Annotated in this window: 13 protein-coding genes; 4 read left to right on the top strand and 9 right to left on the bottom strand. The window is 45.3% G+C overall.

From position 1 onward, the window contains the following. Positions 1-69 precede the first annotated feature (69 nt). Positions 70-2,754 (top strand): phosphoenolpyruvate carboxylase, encoded by a 2,685-nt coding sequence (gene ppc / locus NI464_RS12940; protein WP_174894034.1) that lies wholly within the window; start codon positions 70-72, stop codon positions 2,752-2,754. A gap of 306 nt (positions 2,755-3,060) precedes the next feature. Continuing rightward, positions 3,061-4,356, top strand: a complete 1,296-nt coding sequence (locus NI464_RS12935) for a solute carrier family 23 protein (RefSeq protein WP_034435662.1) — start codon at positions 3,061-3,063, stop codon at positions 4,354-4,356. A gap of 266 nt (positions 4,357-4,622) precedes the next feature. Here the strand turns inward: NI464_RS12935 and NI464_RS12930 are convergent, their stop codons facing one another. From NI464_RS12930 to ilvD (NI464_RS12900), 7 genes are all read right to left on the bottom strand, one after another. Continuing rightward, complete coding sequence (locus NI464_RS12930; protein ID WP_004280844.1) at positions 4,623-4,802, bottom strand: hypothetical protein; 180 nt, start codon at positions 4,800-4,802, stop codon at positions 4,623-4,625. Between the two features lie 308 nt (positions 4,803-5,110). Then, on the bottom strand, positions 5,111-5,398 hold the full coding sequence (locus NI464_RS12925) for a chorismate mutase (RefSeq protein ID WP_004647685.1): 288 nt from the start codon (positions 5,396-5,398) through the stop codon (positions 5,111-5,113). Then, positions 5,379-6,701 carry a hypothetical protein gene (locus NI464_RS12920; RefSeq protein ID WP_026055738.1) on the bottom strand — a complete coding sequence of 441 codons (1,323 nt, stop codon included), beginning with the start codon at positions 6,699-6,701 and terminating at the stop codon, positions 5,379-5,381. Before NI464_RS12920 ends, NI464_RS12925 begins: the two co-directional genes overlap by 20 nt. Before the next feature lie 178 nt (positions 6,702-6,879). Next, on the bottom strand, positions 6,880-8,175 hold the full coding sequence (locus tag NI464_RS12915) for an RNA-guided endonuclease InsQ/TnpB family protein (protein ID WP_004647687.1): 1,296 nt from the start codon (positions 8,173-8,175) through the stop codon (positions 6,880-6,882). Between the two features lie 177 nt (positions 8,176-8,352). Then, positions 8,353-10,038, bottom strand: a complete 1,686-nt coding sequence (gene ilvD, locus NI464_RS12910; protein WP_004647688.1) for a dihydroxy-acid dehydratase — start codon at positions 10,036-10,038, stop codon at positions 8,353-8,355. A 126-nt stretch (positions 10,039-10,164) separates the two neighbouring features. Continuing rightward, entirely contained in the window at positions 10,165-11,472 is a 1,308-nt protein-coding gene (locus tag NI464_RS12905) for an RNA-guided endonuclease InsQ/TnpB family protein (protein WP_004647689.1), read from the bottom strand. A 197-nt stretch (positions 11,473-11,669) separates the two neighbouring features. After that, a complete protein-coding gene (ilvD, locus tag NI464_RS12900) occupies positions 11,670-13,499 on the bottom strand; it encodes a dihydroxy-acid dehydratase (RefSeq protein WP_081401705.1) in 1,830 nt (609 codons plus the stop codon). A gap of 408 nt (positions 13,500-13,907) precedes the next feature. Here ilvD (NI464_RS12900) and fmt point away from each other — a divergent pair, with 408 nt between their 5' ends. Next, positions 13,908-14,870, top strand: coding sequence for a methionyl-tRNA formyltransferase (fmt, locus tag NI464_RS12895; RefSeq protein WP_253138881.1), 963 nt, complete (start codon positions 13,908-13,910; stop codon positions 14,868-14,870). Beyond that, a complete protein-coding gene (gene rsmB / locus NI464_RS12890; RefSeq protein WP_085064401.1) occupies positions 14,867-16,174 on the top strand; it encodes a 16S rRNA (cytosine(967)-C(5))-methyltransferase RsmB in 1,308 nt (435 codons plus the stop codon). Before fmt ends, rsmB begins: the two co-directional genes overlap by 4 nt. Positions 16,175-16,244: 70 nt before the next feature. Here the strand turns inward: rsmB and NI464_RS12885 are convergent, their stop codons facing one another. Both NI464_RS12885 and NI464_RS12880 read right to left on the bottom strand, forming a co-directional pair. Continuing rightward, positions 16,245-16,970, bottom strand: coding sequence for a ZIP family metal transporter (locus NI464_RS12885; RefSeq protein ID WP_085064415.1), 726 nt, complete (start codon positions 16,968-16,970; stop codon positions 16,245-16,247). 32 nt (positions 16,971-17,002) lie between these two features. Further along, positions 17,003-17,430 (bottom strand): RNA-guided endonuclease InsQ/TnpB family protein (locus tag NI464_RS12880; protein WP_253138877.1); only part of this gene is annotated, 428 nt, incomplete at its 5' end.

Here is a 17,430-nt window from a genome sequence, read left to right as displayed (position 1 = left end):
TGTCTCTAAGGGACTTGGATTGTCATGCAGTCGCGGTATAGTCAAAGCATGCATGTGAGGGAATAAAAAATGATTCAACAGATTGATGCACCACTACGCGAAGACGTACGCTTACTGGGTAATTTGCTTGGGGAAACCTTAAAATTACATGCCGGGCAGGATTTGTTTAATCAGATCGAGCAGATCCGTGCCCTATCCAAAGGCGCTCGCGATGGACAGGTCGAAGCAGAAAAACAACTGGAACAACTATTTTTGAGTCTAGAAGATGCAGAAATCCTGCCGCTGACCCGCGCCTTTACCCACTTTTTAAACTTTGCCAATATTGCCGAACAATATCATGTGGTACGTCGTCGCCGTCAGAGCGAGTTTGATGACACTGCAGAATCGCCCAATCCTCTGGTGCCTTTATTTGAAAAATTTAAACAGCAGGAGATTTCTGCCGATACGCTGTATCAGCAAATCTGTGAACTGAAAATTGAACTGGTTCTGACCGCGCATCCCACAGAAGTCAGCCGCCGTACCCTGATTCAAAAATATGACGGTATCAATAATGCCCTGTCCAAATTTGACCAGCAGAAACTGACTCCACGTGAACGTCAGGCAGTTCTGGCCGATCTGAAACAGCTGATCAGCTCCGCCTGGCAAACCGATGAAATCCGTCAGCATCGCCCGACTCCGATCGATGAAGCCAAATGGGGTTTTACCACCATTGAGCAAACCTTATGGAATGCAGTACCGAAATTTATCCGTGAACTAAATGGCATGGTGCAAGCGCAATGTGGCCAGAACCTGCCCTTAAATGTCGCACCCGTACGTTTTGCCTCATGGATGGGTGGTGACCGCGATGGCAACCCCAATGTCACCCACACCGTCACTCAGGAAGTACTGTGGCTGTCGCGCTGGAAAGCAGCCGATCTCTATGTACGCGATATTGAAAACCTGCGCTGGGAACTGTCCATTCAGCAATGCAGTCCGGAAATTTCTGAAGCCTTGGGCCAGCCCCATCCTGAACCTTATCGTGAATATTTACGTGATACCCGTACCCGCCTGAAAGCCACCCGTCACTGGCTGGCAGAAAAATTAAAAGGCAATGATGCCGATGACAGTCTGGTGATTAAAAGTAAAGATGAACTTTTACAACCGCTCCTGACCTGCTACCGTTCACTGATGGACTGCAATCTGGCCGAAATTGCCAATGGCAGCCTGCTGGACTTTATTTACCGGGTCAACAGTTTTGGGATCGAACTGCTAAAACTGGATATCCGCCAGGAATCGGGTCGTCACCGTCAGGCGATTTCTGCGATTACCGAATATTTAGGACTGGGGAATTTTGAAACCTGGACTGAACAGGCACGGCAAAACTTTTTACTGCAAGAGCTGCAAAGCAAACGTCCGTTGCTGCCAAAACATCTGAATGAGCCAGCAGGCAGCCTGATTGAACATCCGGATGTACAGGAAGTGTTTGCCACCATGCGTACGCTAGCCGAGCAACCGAGCGAATCTCTGGGTGCTTATATCATCTCGATGGCGGAATATCCAAGTGATGTGCTGGCGGTTTTATTGCTACAGAAAGAAGCCGGCATCAAGCAGGCGCTACGGGTTGTCCCTCTCTTTGAAACCCTGAAAGATCTAGATTGTGCAGCCGCAACCATGTCGACCCTGTTCAATATGCACTGGTACAAACAGCATATTCAGGGCAAGCATGAAGTGATGATTGGTTATTCGGATTCTGCCAAGGATGCCGGTTTTATGTCGGCCAACTGGGCACAGTATCGTGCCCAAGAAGAATTGACGGCGATCGCCCAGCAACATGGCGTGCAATTGACCCTGTTCCATGGTCGTGGCGGTTCAATTAGCCGTGGCGGTGCGCCAACCCAGCAGGCACTCTTCTCTCAACCGCCAGGGTCGATTTCAGGTGCGATCCGGGTGACTGAACAGGGCGAAATGATCCGTTTCAAATTCGGTCTGGAAGAAATCGCCCTGCAGAATCTGGAAATTTATACCGCTGCAACACTGGAAGCGACCTTACTCCCGCCACCTGAACCCAAACAGGAATGGCGCGACTTGATGCATCAAATGACCGAGCTATCGGTGCAGGTCTATCGCCAGACCGTCCGGGAAAATCCGCATTTTGTGAAATACCTGCGTACCGTCACGCCAGAACTTGAACTGCAAATGCTGCCACTGGGTTCACGGCCGGCGAAACGTAAAGTCAGTGGTGGGATTGAATCACTGCGAGCGATTCCCTGGGTCTTTGCCTGGACCCAGATTCGCCTGATGTTACCGGCCTGGCTCGGTACCGGTGCTGCATTAAATGCGGTACTGGATCAGGGACAACGCACGGTACTGGATGAGATGCTGGCAGAGTGGCCGTATTTTCAGACCCTGATTGATATGCTGGAAATGGTACTGTCCAAAGCCGATGCCAATGTGGCGCTATATTATGAATCGCATTTGACTCAGGATGAAGATCTTAAAGTTCTGGGAACAGAACTGCGTCAGCGTTTGCAGGATGCTGTACAAACCCTGTTGAGCTTAAAAGGCGAATCGAAACTCCTGAGCAGTAACGGTGTACTGGATCAGTCGATGAAAGTACGTAAACCCTATTTGTTACCACTGCACTTACTGCAAGCTGAACTGATGAAACGTCGCCGTTTATATCTGGAACAGCAGCAGGCTGAAAATACCCCGGTCGATCATGCCTTAATGGTCAGCATTGCCGGCATTGCAGCCGGTTTACGTAATACCGGCTGATTTTTCGCCCTCGCATTCAAAGCACATCCTGGTGATGTGCTTTTTTTGTACATGAATTGGCCAAAACCACTCACTGCATCGTATTTTTTATAACTAAAATAACAAATCTTTATGAGTGAATTTTAAGCATAGCTATATGATTAATCCACTGATTTAACGCTACTTTTATATTAAAAATATTTACCAATTGATAAAAAATAAATAAAAGTCAATGAATTAACTTGAACAAAAAGTTGAAAGGAGTGATTAAAACTTCCAAAAAACCGGAGTATGATGTGCACAATTTATCTTTTGAGTGCTCATTTTATGTCCAGTTGGTTTCCCAAATGGCGCCCGTATGAGGGCAGTATCGATGCACGACCAGTAGGTACCGCAGAGTATTTGCCACCCGCACAAACGGTAGTTTTGGGTGTACAGCATGCCTTTGCCATGTTTGGCGCAACCGTACTGGCACCTTTTTTAATGGGCTTTGATCCAAACCTGGCAATTTTAATGTCAGGGATCTGTACCATCCTGTTCTTTTTAATCACCGGTGGCCGGGTTCCAAGTTATCTAGGTTCAAGCTTTGCCTTTATTGGTGTGGTCATCGCAGCAACTGGTTATGCGGGTGGTGGCGGACTGAATCCGAATATTGGCGTTGCAGCAGGCGGGATTATCGCATGTGGCATCTTCTATGCGCTGATGGGCTTTCTGGTCATGGCGACGGGCACCCGCTGGATCGAAAAGCTGATGCCGCCGGTAGTGACCGGTGCCGTGGTGATGATCATTGGCCTGAACCTTGCTCCAGTCACGGTTAAAAGCGTCATGGGCAACACCTTTAATATGTGGATGTCTCTCGTTACCGTGATGTGCATGGGCTCGATTGCCGTCTTTACCAAAGGCCTGCTGCAACGCCTGCTATTATTGGTCGGTCTGTTACTGGCCTATCTGATCTATTTCATGCTCAGCAATGTCATGGGTTATGGCACTGCAATCAACTTCCTTCCCATTCAGCAAGCAGCCTGGTTCGGTTTACCGACCTTCCATGCACCGACCTTTGAAGTCAATGCCATGCTGATCATTGCGCCGATTGCCTTGATTCTGGTGGCTGAAAATCTGGGCCATATTAAAGCCGTAGGTGCGATGACCGGTGAAAACCTGGATCCGCATATTGGTAAAGCCTTTGTTGCAGATGGTATTGCCACGACTTTAGCGGGTGGTGTGGGTGCGCCGGGTATGACCACCTATGGTGAAAACATTGGCGTGATGGCCGTAACACGGGTCTACTCGACTATCATCTTTGCCGTCGCGGGTGTCTTTGCTGTGTTCCTGGGTTTATCGCCTAAGTTTGGTGCGGTGATTCATACGATTCCGACAGCGATTCTGACCGGTGCTTCGATTATAGTCTTTGGTTTGATTACTATTGCTGGTGCCAAAATCTGGATTGAGAACAAGGTCGATTTTTCGCAGAACAAGAACCTGATGGTGGCTGCGGTGACAATTATTTTAGGTACGGGTGATTTTGCCCTGACTTTTGGTAGCTTCAATCTGGGTGGTATTGGTACGGCAACGTTTGCAGCCCTGTTCTTAAACTGGTTCTTCAGTCTGGTCGATAAAAAATAAAATTCAGCGATGCCTGGGCACAGCCTGTTGCAAGCAAAAAGACCGAACATATATGTTCGGTCTTTTTTGTAGCCTAAAACAGTCTGTCTAGAATGAACTGTTTTAAGTGACTGGCAATTGATTCGCGTTGGCTTATTTCTGTTTTTTAAGCGCTTGCTTCAGTTGCTTCAATTTGCCTTTATGTTTTGAAATCTTTTTCAAACGTGCTTTGATTTCTTGCTTTAAAGATTTAACTTGCTTAGCCATGGTATTACTCCCTAGTAAGGCTATTCGTTAGGCTTGTGTTGTTTCACAAAACCACGAATAAATTTTCTTAATTCACGAGCAGCACTAGTATCCAGTTCTTCGCAGAGACGAATAAATTCATCACGCTCCGTACTCTGAATACGAATTAAAAGTTGTCCATCTTTCTTGCCTGTCTTTATTTTTTTGATTTGCTCGCTCATTGCTTATCTCTCCAAAATAAAGACTGCTTTGCAAAAGATGTATATACAATATATATACTTTTTAAATTAAATCAAACTTACATTGTAAAAATATTTAATAAAATCAATTTCTTTTTTTTACTACAATTTCTATAAAACCGTGCAAAGCCCGTCCAGGCAAGGCTTTAGGCACTTGGCTGAATGGGCTTTTTATGGATAAATTATTTTTGCAAAAAGGCGATGTTGTGCTTAAAAATCGCCATGGCTACAGCAAGATCTCCTGCATAGCTTGAAGATCGTCCGGCGTAGTTGAACTGAAATGAGCCCGTTTAAGGACGAAACTCTTTCAGTTCACGTTGAATAAAGTATTGGAACATTTCACGGTATAGATGTTCAATAAACTCCTGATCGAGGCCCTGCTTTTGCGCCAATGCCCTAACATTTTCTACAATCTGTTCCATACGTTCTGGTGACTGCAAATCGGTTTCAGTTTTTTTGAAACGGGTGGTTTGATCAACATAAAATTGACGCGCAGCGATCAGCTCAACTAAAGCTGTATCAATGGCATCGATCTGTTGACGTGCATGTTCTAGTGATTCAGCTTTGATCTTTTCCATGTTTTTTCAGTTCACTTTCAGTTTGATTATTACTCTTATACTTTTCTTCTAACACATTACTGAAAATACTTTCAATCATCCAGACCCGATATAAGCTATTAAATGTATAACTTTGATCATCTATGCGCAGTTCCAGTACCGGAAAATTCGGCTGCGACTTCATTTCACACAGCATATCATTGTCCTGCAGCTTGGCCAGAATATCGTCCTGGGTCAGATCTACAATATTTAACTGTTGCTGCAAATGCTTGAAATGGGGTGCATAAGACAGGTCTTCACCACGGGTCCAGACGGCCTGCAAGATCTGGTACATCGCCTCAATCCGCTGCTCCTCGGGACAGCTATAAAATAACTGTGCCATTGGCGCGATCGCCTGCTCGGTCGGTCGGCAGAACGGGGTAAATTCTACGTCAGTCCGTTTGGATAAACGTGTGGCCAGACTCCAGTCAAACTCATCCCGGCCACGATAGGACAAGGGATAAACATTCAGCTGGATATTATAATAATCCGCCAGTTCTTCCTTGATGTAAGCTAGGAGCAGCCAGGAAATCGGATCTTCCAGCGCGAGATACAAGTCCAGTTCCGGATCCATCGACTGGATCTCGTTCAGCTCTTCAGCATCACTGATCAGATGCTCACGCCATTCAATGTGATCGATCATAAAAATCGGATTACCGGTCAGCAGTTTTTGCTGCTCCAGACGCCGGGTCAGACGCAACAGGTCATCGACTGCCTGATACTGGCGACCGCCTAAATTAAAATAGCTGGCCAGAATCGGGGTCTGATCAAAAATACGTTCGGGAAAGTCCTGTGGCTGATGATGACGACTGGCCATGGCATAAAGGGTTCGTAATTTTCCGGTCTGTTTTTGCCAGAGCATATGGAAAACATCTTCCAGCAAATACAGGAAATCTTGTCCACGCAGAGGTGTATGCCGCAAAATCAGTTCAGCCTGTTTTAAGGCCTCAGCGCTCGGTAATTCCGGCGTATCATGAAAACTGAAACGATGCTGTTTTGACAGAATCTTGGCATCATTTAGGGTGTAGTGCTGCCATTCATCAAAAGACATCTGATTTGGGGGGGCTGCATGCGAACTGGAAATAATTACTTTCAGCGGCTTGAGCTGCGGACTTAAAATTTCTTCGAGCTGGGGCAGCTGCTGTACCGCCAGATAGCTGTACACATCATCCAGTCTTAAATGGATACTCAGCCCATCTTGAATAGATAACACCGTTTGACGGATTGGTTTCTGGTAAAACCAACTCGATCGGATTGGATCAAACCAACGGCGTAACAGGGACATGAGTTCGGCCTCGACAAAGATGACGGTGTGCAGTTCAAAAAATTGAATCTGTACAGAATAATCTATTTTTAAGATCGCAGAGCCAAAGCCCTGCATGGTGTAAAAACTTATATCAAGTCTTGACATACTCCCGCCACTTTCGACTAGCTCAAGTGGGGGATTCTAAAAGCAAAAGCTCTTAGGTGACTTCCTCACGGATTTCACTTGCTTTCTGCTTCACAGGGCGATCTTTACCGCATCTTCCCTCGACAGACAAAACGGTATGTCCCACCGCTAAAATGTTACGAGAAGCGTTAATATCTGCATTCTCGCTAAAACCACAACTAACACACTCAAACTTAGCCTGAGTAGGTCTATTTTCTTTTGCAACATGACCGCATGAACTACAAGTCTGACTTGTATATCTAGGGTCAATCTTAACGAGTAAACCACCTCGCCATTGTTGCTTATACTCCAACATATTGACAAGCATTGACCAACCTTGATCTAGGATTGATTTGTTTAAGCCTGATTTAGCTTTAACATTCTTTCCTTTTTCTTCGATTGAGCCTTTGGCTGACTTCGACATATTGGCTACTTTTAAGTCCTCAACTACGATCATTGCGTGGTTTTTGCTGAGAGTTGTCGTGACTTTGTGCAAGTAGTCATGCCGAATATTGGCAATATGATGATGTAATTTATTGATCCTTAAATTAAGTTTTTTCCAATTTTGACTAAATTCGGTTTTCTTTCTCAACTTGCGTTGAAGCCTAGCCAACTTTACTTGATTGGCTTTAAAACTATTGATTGGGTCAAATACCTGACCTGTTGATATTGTAATTAATTTCTTAATACCAAGATCAACACCAATTGTAGATTTTGATGGATGAATTGGTTGTTCGATTTCACGGTTAGTAAAAAATGAAACATACCAAAGCCCACAAATTTTCTTAATTGTAATACTTGTGATTTTACCAACAATTTCTTGTGATTTTTTAAATCTTATCCAACCTGTTTTTTTAGGCAAAGAAACTCGATCACCAATAACCTCACAATCTGCAAATGGAAGTCTAAAAGATTGCTCACCATCTAATTTCTTCTTGAATCTTGGCATGAGTGGTCTAAGCTCAATCTCACCACCATCAGCCAATTTAAAAAAATTGGGTTTACGTGGTTTCCGCTTGTTTTGCTTTAAACGAGCTTGTTCTTTTTTGTTGTAAAACTTACCCCATGCTTGAGCAAGATCACGTATTTTTTGCTGTAAGCAAGCTGAATATGTTTGACCAAGAAAAGAAAATTCAGGTGTTTTTTTAAGGGGTACTAATTTTTTTTCAATGCTTTCGTAACGAATATATTCATCTTTAGCAAACATTTCAAATGATTTAGCGAGAATTTGATTCCACACAAAACGAGCAGAACCTATTGCTTGATTAAGCAATATTTCCTGTTCTTGGTTAGGCAGAAGCCTAAACTTGTAGTGTTGTAAAATCTTCATTAAATCATTGTTTATAAAAGAATTGTAGTGTTTGAATTATAGCAAAAATAAGCAATAAAACCAAGAAAACATTATCTTTAATATGGCTATCGCCACTCGCTTGTATCCCCCACCTGACTGTCGGTGAGGGTCTTACGCCCGATTAAGATAAACAAATGTTCAATGTTTAACAATGGATTAGAGGTCAAGATTCAAGTCAGTGACCGCCCCGGTTTCTGCACCTGAGGTCAGTTTGGCGAATTTGGCCAGTGCTCCATGGGTATAGTTCGGTTTTGGTTTGATCCAGGCTGCTTGACGTGCTGCAATCTCCGGCTCATCCACATGCCAGGTCATTTCCCGGGTTTCCGCATTAATTGAAATCTGGTCGCCATTTTGTACCAGACCAATCGGGCCGCCATCATAAGCTTCGGGGGTGACATGACCAATCACAAAACCGTGACTGCCACCCGAGAAGCGTCCATCGGTAATCAGGGCAACTGAAGCGCCTAAGCCCTTCCCGATAATCGCAGAGGTCGGTTTCAGCATTTCTGGCATTCCCGGGCCACCTTTGGGACCAACGCCACGAATCACCACCACTTCACCCGGCTGGACTTCGCCATCCAGAATACCGCGCATGGCACCCTGCTCACCTTCAAACACGCGAGCCGGGCCAGCAAAATGCAGTCCTTCCTTACCGGTAATTTTGGCGACCGCGCCCTTCGGTGACAGATTGCCTTTTAGAATCACCAGATGTGAGTCTTTTTTCACTGGCGCATCAAAAGGCAGAATAATCTGCTGGCCTTCCGGATAGTCCTGCACATCGGCCAGATTTTCTGCCAGCGTCTTACCTGTGACCGTCAGACATGAGCCATCCAGCATGCCGGCATCCAGCATGCGCTTCATCAGTGGTTGAATTCCACCAATCGCAATCAGTTCTGACATCAGATATTTACCTGATGGACGCACGTCGGCCACCACCGGAATATCTTTACCAATCCGCACGAAATCATCCAGACTCAATTCCACTCCTGCTGTATGTGCCATGGCTAAAAGATGCAGTACACCATTGGTCGAACCACCCAGCGCAATCAAGACTTTAATCGAGTTTTCAAAGGCGGCTTTGGTCATGATGTCGCGCGGCTTAATATCCAGTCGCAACAGGTTCATCACCGCTTCACCGGCCCGGGCACAGTCAATTTGCTTGTCTTCCGATACCGCTTCCTGTGCCGAAGAGCCCGGCAGGCTCATGCCTAAAGCTTCAATCGCAGAGGCCATCGAGTTGGCCGTGTACATACCGCCACACGAACCCGGACCTGGCAAGGAAACCTCTTCAATATGCTTGACCTGAATCGCGTTGATTTCACCTTTGGCATATTGACCCACCGCTTCAAACACTGAAATCATGTCGGTATGACCTTCACCCGGTTTGATGGTTCCGCCATAAATAAACAGCCCCGGACGGTTGAGGCGCGCCAATCCCATGATGCAGCCGGGCATATTTTTGTCACAGCCACCAATGGCAATCACACCATCATAAGCCTGACAGCCGACCACGGTTTCAATAGAATCTGCGATCACTTCCCGTGACAGCAGGGAATATTTCATGCCGTCGGTGCCATTGGAAATGCCATCTGAAATGGTAATGGTATTAAAGATAATGCCCTTGCCACCCGCCGCACTCACGCCCTGCTCTACGGTTCTGGCCAGACCATCAATATGCATATTACAAGGCGTGACATTGGCCCAGGTCGAAGCGATGCCAATAAATGGCCGTTCAAAATCGGCATCTTTAAAACCGGTAGCACGCATCATGGAACGCGCCGGTGCATTTTCAATACCTTCATAAACAGGGGCAGAATGCTCGCGGATATTATCTTTACTCATTATTCTCTTCCTGGGCGATGACCGATTTTAAGTGTCGGTCTTGGACAATTTATTTTAAGGCCATTGTTTGACATACTCCCACCACTTTCACTTTATTCAAGTGGGGGATTCTAAAAGCATCAGCTCTTAGGTGACTTCCTCACGGATTTCGCTTGCTTTCTGCTTCATCGGGCAACCTTTACCGCATCCACCCTCCACAGACAAAACGGTGTGTCCCACCGCCAAAATATTACGAGAAGCGTTAATATCCGCATTCTCGCTAAAGCCACACGCAACACATTCAAAATGTGCCTGAGTAAGCCTATTTTCTTTTGCAACATGACCGCAGGAGCTACACGTTTGACTTGTGTATTTCGGGTCAATCTTAACGAGTAAACCACCTCGCCATTGTTGTTTGTACTCCAACATATCAACAAGCATTGACCAACCTTGATCTAGGATTGCCTTGTTTAAGCCCGACTTGGCTTTGACATTCTTTCCTTTTTTCTCGATTGTGCCACTTGCTGACTTCGACATATTGGCTACTTTTAAGTCCTCAACTACGATCATTGCGTGGTTTTTGCTGAGAGTTGTCGTGACTTTATGTAGGTAGTCATGCCGAATATTGGCAATATGATAATGTAGCTTGTTAATTGTGGTGTTCAACTTTTTCCAATTTTCACTAAACTTCACTTTTTTGCTCAACTTACGTTGAAGTTTAGCTAATTTAATTTGGTTGGTTTTAAAACTGTTCTTTGGGTTAAATACCTCACCCTCAGATGTTGTGACTAATTTCTTGACACCTAAATCAACACCAACTGCGGTTTTGGATGGATGTACTGGATTTTCCAATAACTCTTTTTCACTCCCAAATGAAATATACCAATGACCTGATCTCTTACTGATTGTCACATTCTTAATTGTGCCTAGAATATCTTGTGATTTTCTAAATTTCACAAATCCTATGCCATTTGGCAGCTTAACTCGATTACCCTCAATTCGACAATATTTATCAAATTGCACCAATCTAATTGAATCGTAACCATCTGATTTTTTCTTAAATCTAGGCATCAGTGGGCGTAACTGGATTTCAGAACCATCAGTGAGTTTGAGGAATTTGGGCTTGCGTGGTTTACGCTTATTTTCTTTTAATCTTGCATGTTCTTTTGCATTGAAAAACCTTGTCCAAGCCGAAGCCAGATCACGAATTTTTTGCTGTAGGGAAACAGCATTAGAATGATTTGCTAAAAAAGCATATTCAGGATTCTTTTTAAGACTGGTGATTTTATTCACCAAATTGGTTGCATTGATAAATTCATTCTTTGCAAACATTTCAAATGACACAACTAAAATTTGATTCCAAACAAAACGCGCAGAACCAACAAGATTGTTTAAAATAACCTCTTGCTCTTCATTAGGCTCAAGCCTAAATTTATACGCCTTGTTGATTTTCATTTTTTTTAAAACTTATTTAAATACAATGTTATATTTCTTTTATTTTAACATAAAAACGAATTAAAGCTAAATTAAAAAACTTACGAAATTCACCTCCACCCTGACTGTCGGGTGGAGTCCTCTTTCATTTTAAGATAGTTTCTTGTATAAAAAAAGCACCCCATCTGGAGTGCTATTTAAATCTGTAAAATTACAAATTAGATATCACGTACCGCACCTTTCGACGCACTAGTAGTATGCATCGCATACGCTTTCAGTGCTTTAGACACTTTACGCGGACGCTGTTCAGCAGGCTGCCAGCCTTTGGCTTCTTGTGCTTCACGGCGCGCTGCCATGGTTGCATCATCCACTGCCAGGTGAATGGTACGGTTTGGAATATCAATTTCGATACGGTCGCCATCTTCCACCAGACCAATTGCACCGCCTTCAGCCGCTTCAGGCGACACGTGACCAATCGACAGACCAGACGAACCACCCGAGAAACGGCCATCCGTTAAAAGTGCGCAGTCTTTACCCAAACCTTTCGATTTTAAGTAACTGGTTGGATACAGCATTTCCTGCATACCCGGGCCACCACGTGGACCTTCATAGCGAATCACGACGACATCACCCGCAGTGATTTTGCCGCCAAGAATGGCTTCAACTGCAGCATCCTGACTTTCAAACACACGTGCAGTCCCGTTGAATTTCAGGATTGAATCATCCACACCCGCAGTTTTTACGATACAGCCTTCTAGCGCGATGTTGCCGTAAAGTACCGCTAGACCACCATCTTGTGAGAAGGCATTGGCTGCATTACGGATCACGCCATTGTCACGGTCACCATCTAAGCGCGCATAGTAACGGTCTTGCGAGAATGCGGTCTGGGTCGGAACACCGCCCGGTGCCGATTTGAAGAATTGATACACCTCTTCATCTTCGGTACGGATGATGTCCCATTTATCCAAGGCATCTTTTAAAGTTTTTTCATGCACGGTTGGAACAGAAGTATCCAGCAAGCCCGCGCGATCCAGTTCACCCAGGATCGACATGATGCCACCGGCACGGTGTACATCTTCCATATGCACGTCCTGCTTCGCCGGCGCAACCTTACAAAGAACTGGCACATTACGTGACAAACGATCGATGTCAGTCATGGTAAAGTCGACTTCTGCCTCGTGTGCTGCTGCCAACAAATGTAGAACCGTATTGGTTGAACCACCCATGGAAATGTCTAAAGTCATCGCATTTTCAAACGCTGCTTTGGTCGCGATTGAACGTGGCAATAAGCTGTAGTCATTTTGCTCATAATGACGTTTAGTGATTTCAACAATCAATTGACCCGCACGCTCGAATAATTTTTTACGGTTGGCATGGGTTGCCAGCGTTGAACCATTGCCCGGAAGCGATAAACCAAGTGCTTCAGTCAAACAGTTCATCGAGTTTGCGGTAAACATGCCTGAACATGAACCACAGGTTGGGCAAGCTGAACGTTCATATTCAGCAACTTCTTCATCAGTGAAGCTGTCATCTGCTGCAACAATCATGGCATCAACCAGATCAATGGCTTTTTCATTGCCACGGATTTTGACCTTGCCCGCTTCCATTGGACCGCCAGAGACAAATACCACCGGAATGTTCAGACGCATTGAAGCCATTAACATACCCGGGGTGATCTTGTCACAGTTCGAGATACACACCATCGCATCGGCACAATGGGCATTGACCATGTACTCGACCGAGTCTGCAATCAGATCACGTGAAGGCAATGAATACAGCATGCCGTCATGACCCATCGCGATGCCGTCATCGACCGCAATGGTATTGAATTCTTTGGCCACGCCGCCTGACGCTTCAATTTGACGTGCCACCAGCTGACCCAGATCTTTAAGATGCACATGACCCGGTACAAACTGGGTGAACGAGTTCACCACCGCAATAATCGGCTTACCGAAATCTTCATCTTTCATGCCGGTAGCACGCCATAAACCGCGTGCGCCAGCCATATTTCTTCCGTGTGTCGATGTTTTTGAACGATAGTCAGGCATTTTATATTTCCAACAAAGTTTGAGCTTGCAGTGAATCGGGCAGATCCACTCTGGCTAAATCATACTGACAAAGAGCTTAAATCAGTTGAATTTTAAACCTATCATACTACAAGCCCTTGATTTACAAGATGGCCTTTTGAGTGTAGATGCAGGCAAAAATGTCTATCGAGAGGTTTGGATGATCTGACGATAAAAATTTCTTAATGAAATCTACTATACCGCCATCATCATCAGGACAATACAAAACTTTCATGAATAATTTTTACAATTTGCATGAGTTTTTTTTATATAAAAATTCCACCGAAATTCAAGTACTCACCAAGCTTCTCGGATAAGTTTTTGCAACGATTAGGCTGAAATTTGGCTTTTGGCTTATAATAGCTTTTAAGTTTATTTGGAATTTCATGTGTGAAGATCATATTTGCAGGCACACCAGAATTTGCAGCGACTGCATTGGCTGCGTTGCTTAGAACCGAACATGAAATTGTGGCGGTCTATACTCAACCTGACCGCAAGGCCGGACGTGGACAAAAGCTCACGGCATCTGCGGTGAAGCAGTTAGCGCTTGAACACAATATTCCGGTTTATCAGCCTTTACATTTCAAGTCATTGACTGAAGAAGGCCTGGCAGCGCAAGCGGAACTTAAAGCCTTAAATGCAGATGTGATGGTAGTGGCGGCTTATGGTCTGATCCTGCCACAAGTGGTTCTGGATACGCCAAAATATGGTTGCCTGAATATTCATGGTTCGCTGTTGCCACGCTGGCGCGGTGCAGCCCCGATTCAACGTGCCATTGCTACCGGTGATACCGAAACGGGCGTGACCATTATGAAAATGGCGGCCGGTCTGGATACCGGTGATATGATGTATAAAACACGATGTCCGATTACTGCCGAGGATACTTCTGCCAGCCTGCATGACAAACTGGCGCTGCAAGGTGCTGAGGCGATTGTGGCCGTGCTTGAATCGGAACAGACCTTACAGCACTATCTTGAGATTCGCGAAGTCCAGGATGAAAGCCTGACGGTTTACGCGCATAAACTGTCAAAAGCTGAAGCACAGATTGACTGGACCCAGCCTGCAGCAGCCATTGACCGTAATATTCGTGCTTTTAATCCATGGCCGGTGGCATTTACTCCACTGGATGACAGCAACAATTTACGCATCTGGAATTCCTCGCTTTCCACGCAAAAGACAAGCAATGCCCTGCCTGGTGAAGTGATTGCCCTGGATAAAGACGGTGTGCATGTGATGTGTGGCGATCAACATGCTATTTGCATCACCAATCTGCAATGGCCAGGCGGCAAAGCCCTGAATGCTGTTCAAATTAATCAAACTCAAAAACTATCGGTAGGACATAAATTCGCATGAGCCAAATTCAATCATCAGCTAAAAATTTGAATTTGCGCGCGCAAGTTGTAAAAACGCTATTGGCTGTACAAAATGGCCAATCACTTGCTTCTGTACTCAATCAACATATTAATATTGTGTCTGAACGTGACCGTGGTCTTTATCACGAGTTAACGCTAGGCTGTTTACGTCAGTGGCATGGCCTGAAAGCCATCACCCTGCCGCTATTAACCAAACCTCTTGATAACCAGGCTCTAGAAAGCTGCTTATATTTGGGTTTGTACCAGATTCTATGTACGCGTATTCCGGCACATGCTGCGATTTCAGAAACCGTCACTGCAGCCAAACAGCTGGGATTTGAACCTTTAAGCGGTCTGGTCAATGCGGTACTGCGTCGTGTTTCACGTGAAACAGAAGAATTTGACCTGGCTTTAAATCAGGCGCATGGCCTGCCAAGCTGGCTCTACAAGCGTTTAAAGAAAGACTGGCCGGAACAGCTTGCCGAGCTGTCACATGACTTGAAACAGATTGCGCCGCTTACCTTGCGTGTCAATATCAATCAGGTCAGCCGTGATGAATATCTGGAAATTCTGGAAGAAGAAGGCTATGAAGCACGTGCCTGTACTCTTTCTGAAGTTGGGATTGTACTGGAACAGAATGTGCATATTCCGAACCTGCCGGGCTATGAAGCCGGCGGTTTCTCGGTGCAGGATGAACATGCCCAGCTGTGTGCGACCTTAGTTCCTGACCTTGAAGGCAAAATCGTAGTAGATGCCTGCGCTGCGCCAGGGGGTAAGACTGCGCATATCTTGGAAAAATACAGCCCGAAAAAACTGTATGCCATTGATCAGGATGCTAAACGTTTAGTCCGTGTGGCAGAAAATCTGGAACGTTTACTGTTAACTGAATATGCCGACGTTGAAATTATCGCGGCTGATGCGATCACCTGGACCGCTCCGGAGCCGGTCGATTGTATCGTACTGGATGCACCATGCTCTGCAATTGGTGTGATCCGTCGTCATCCGGATATTCGCTTGTTACGTCACTCTACAGATATTCCGCAAACGGTACAGCTGCAAAAGCAGATTCTGGAAAATATGTGGCAGCAACTGAAAGTCGGTGGTACTTTGCTGTACATCACCTGTTCAATTCTGAAAGCCGAAAACGAACAGCAGATGGTCGAATTCTTTGCTCAACATGCCGATGCCAAAGAAATCAAAATCGAAGTCGATTGGGGCATCGAACAGATTCACGGTCGTCAATTGTTACCGAAAGCGGATCAAGGCGACGGCTTCTTCTATTGCCGTATAGAAAAAATTGCATAAGTCATGTGTTTAAAATGAAAGGCAGCGCAAGCTGCCTTTTTTATGGCTTGTGATTTAGTGAATATGAGGTTTATTGAATAAACTTAAAAATTACCAGACTGCTCGCCAATGCCGCCATGCCGCTGACCAGCCCATAGACTGTTTCATGACCTTCAGAATAGCGTTTTGCCGTCGGCAATAATTCATCCAGTGCCAGAATAAAATAACCGAGCGCTGCCCCCAATGGTTCTGCCAGTCCGGAAACCAAACTGGCCCAGAGCGCATAATCTTTACGGCCGGTGGCCATATAGACCGGCAAGGCAATCGCCACACCTTCTGGTACATTATGAATCACAATTGCCACCGCCAACGGCGCGCCCAAAGCAGGGCTTTCCAGCGTGGCAAAAAATGTCGCCAGTCCTTCCGGCAGGTTATGTGCGCTAATCGCAAACAGGGTCAGCATGCCGGTACGCAGTAATTGAGGTGAACTGACCCCCTTGGCAGAATGGGTTTCAATCGTGTCATGTGGATTCGGCACAAAGCGATCCAGCAACAACACCAGAACCACACCCAGTAAAAAAGCAAAAGTACCAAAGGCAAAACCGGTTTTTTCATCAAAATCCAGGCTAAAGGACGCGATCGATTTGTTCAAAATTTCGGTTAAAGAGACATAAATCATGGCCCCGGCAGCAAAGGCCAGCAGGCGGAAATTAGGTTTTTTTAAGAATAATACCAGTCCCCCACCCACCACGGTGGCCAGCCCGGCAAATAAAGTCACGGCAAAGGCTGTTTGACATACTCCCCCCACTTTCACGATGTTCAAGTGGGGGATTCTAAAAGCAAAAGCTCCTAGGTGAATTCCTTACGGATTTCACTTGCTTTCTGCTTCGCAAGGTGACCTTTACCGCATCCACCCTCCACAGACAAAACGGTGTGTCCCACCGCCAAAATGTTGCGAGATGCATTAATATCTGCATTCTCGCTAAAACAACAACTGACACACTCAAAGTTTGCTTGAGTAAGCCTATTTTCTTTTGCAACATGACCACATGAACTACAAGTTTGACTTGTATATCTAGGGTCAACTTTAACGAATAAACCACCTCGCCATTGCTGTTTGTACACCAACATATTAACAAGCATTGACCAACCTTGATCCAGGATTGATTTGTTCAAGCCTGATTTAGCTTTAACATTCTTTCCTTTTTCTTCGATTGAGCCTTTGGCTGACTTCGACATATTGGCTACTTTTAAGTCCTCAACTACGATCATTGCGT

The sequence above is a fragment of the Acinetobacter lwoffii genome (assembly GCF_024129685.1).
GTDB lineage: Bacteria > Pseudomonadota > Gammaproteobacteria > Pseudomonadales > Moraxellaceae > Acinetobacter > Acinetobacter lwoffii_X.
This window is presented reverse-complemented; position numbering and strand designations above follow the sequence as displayed.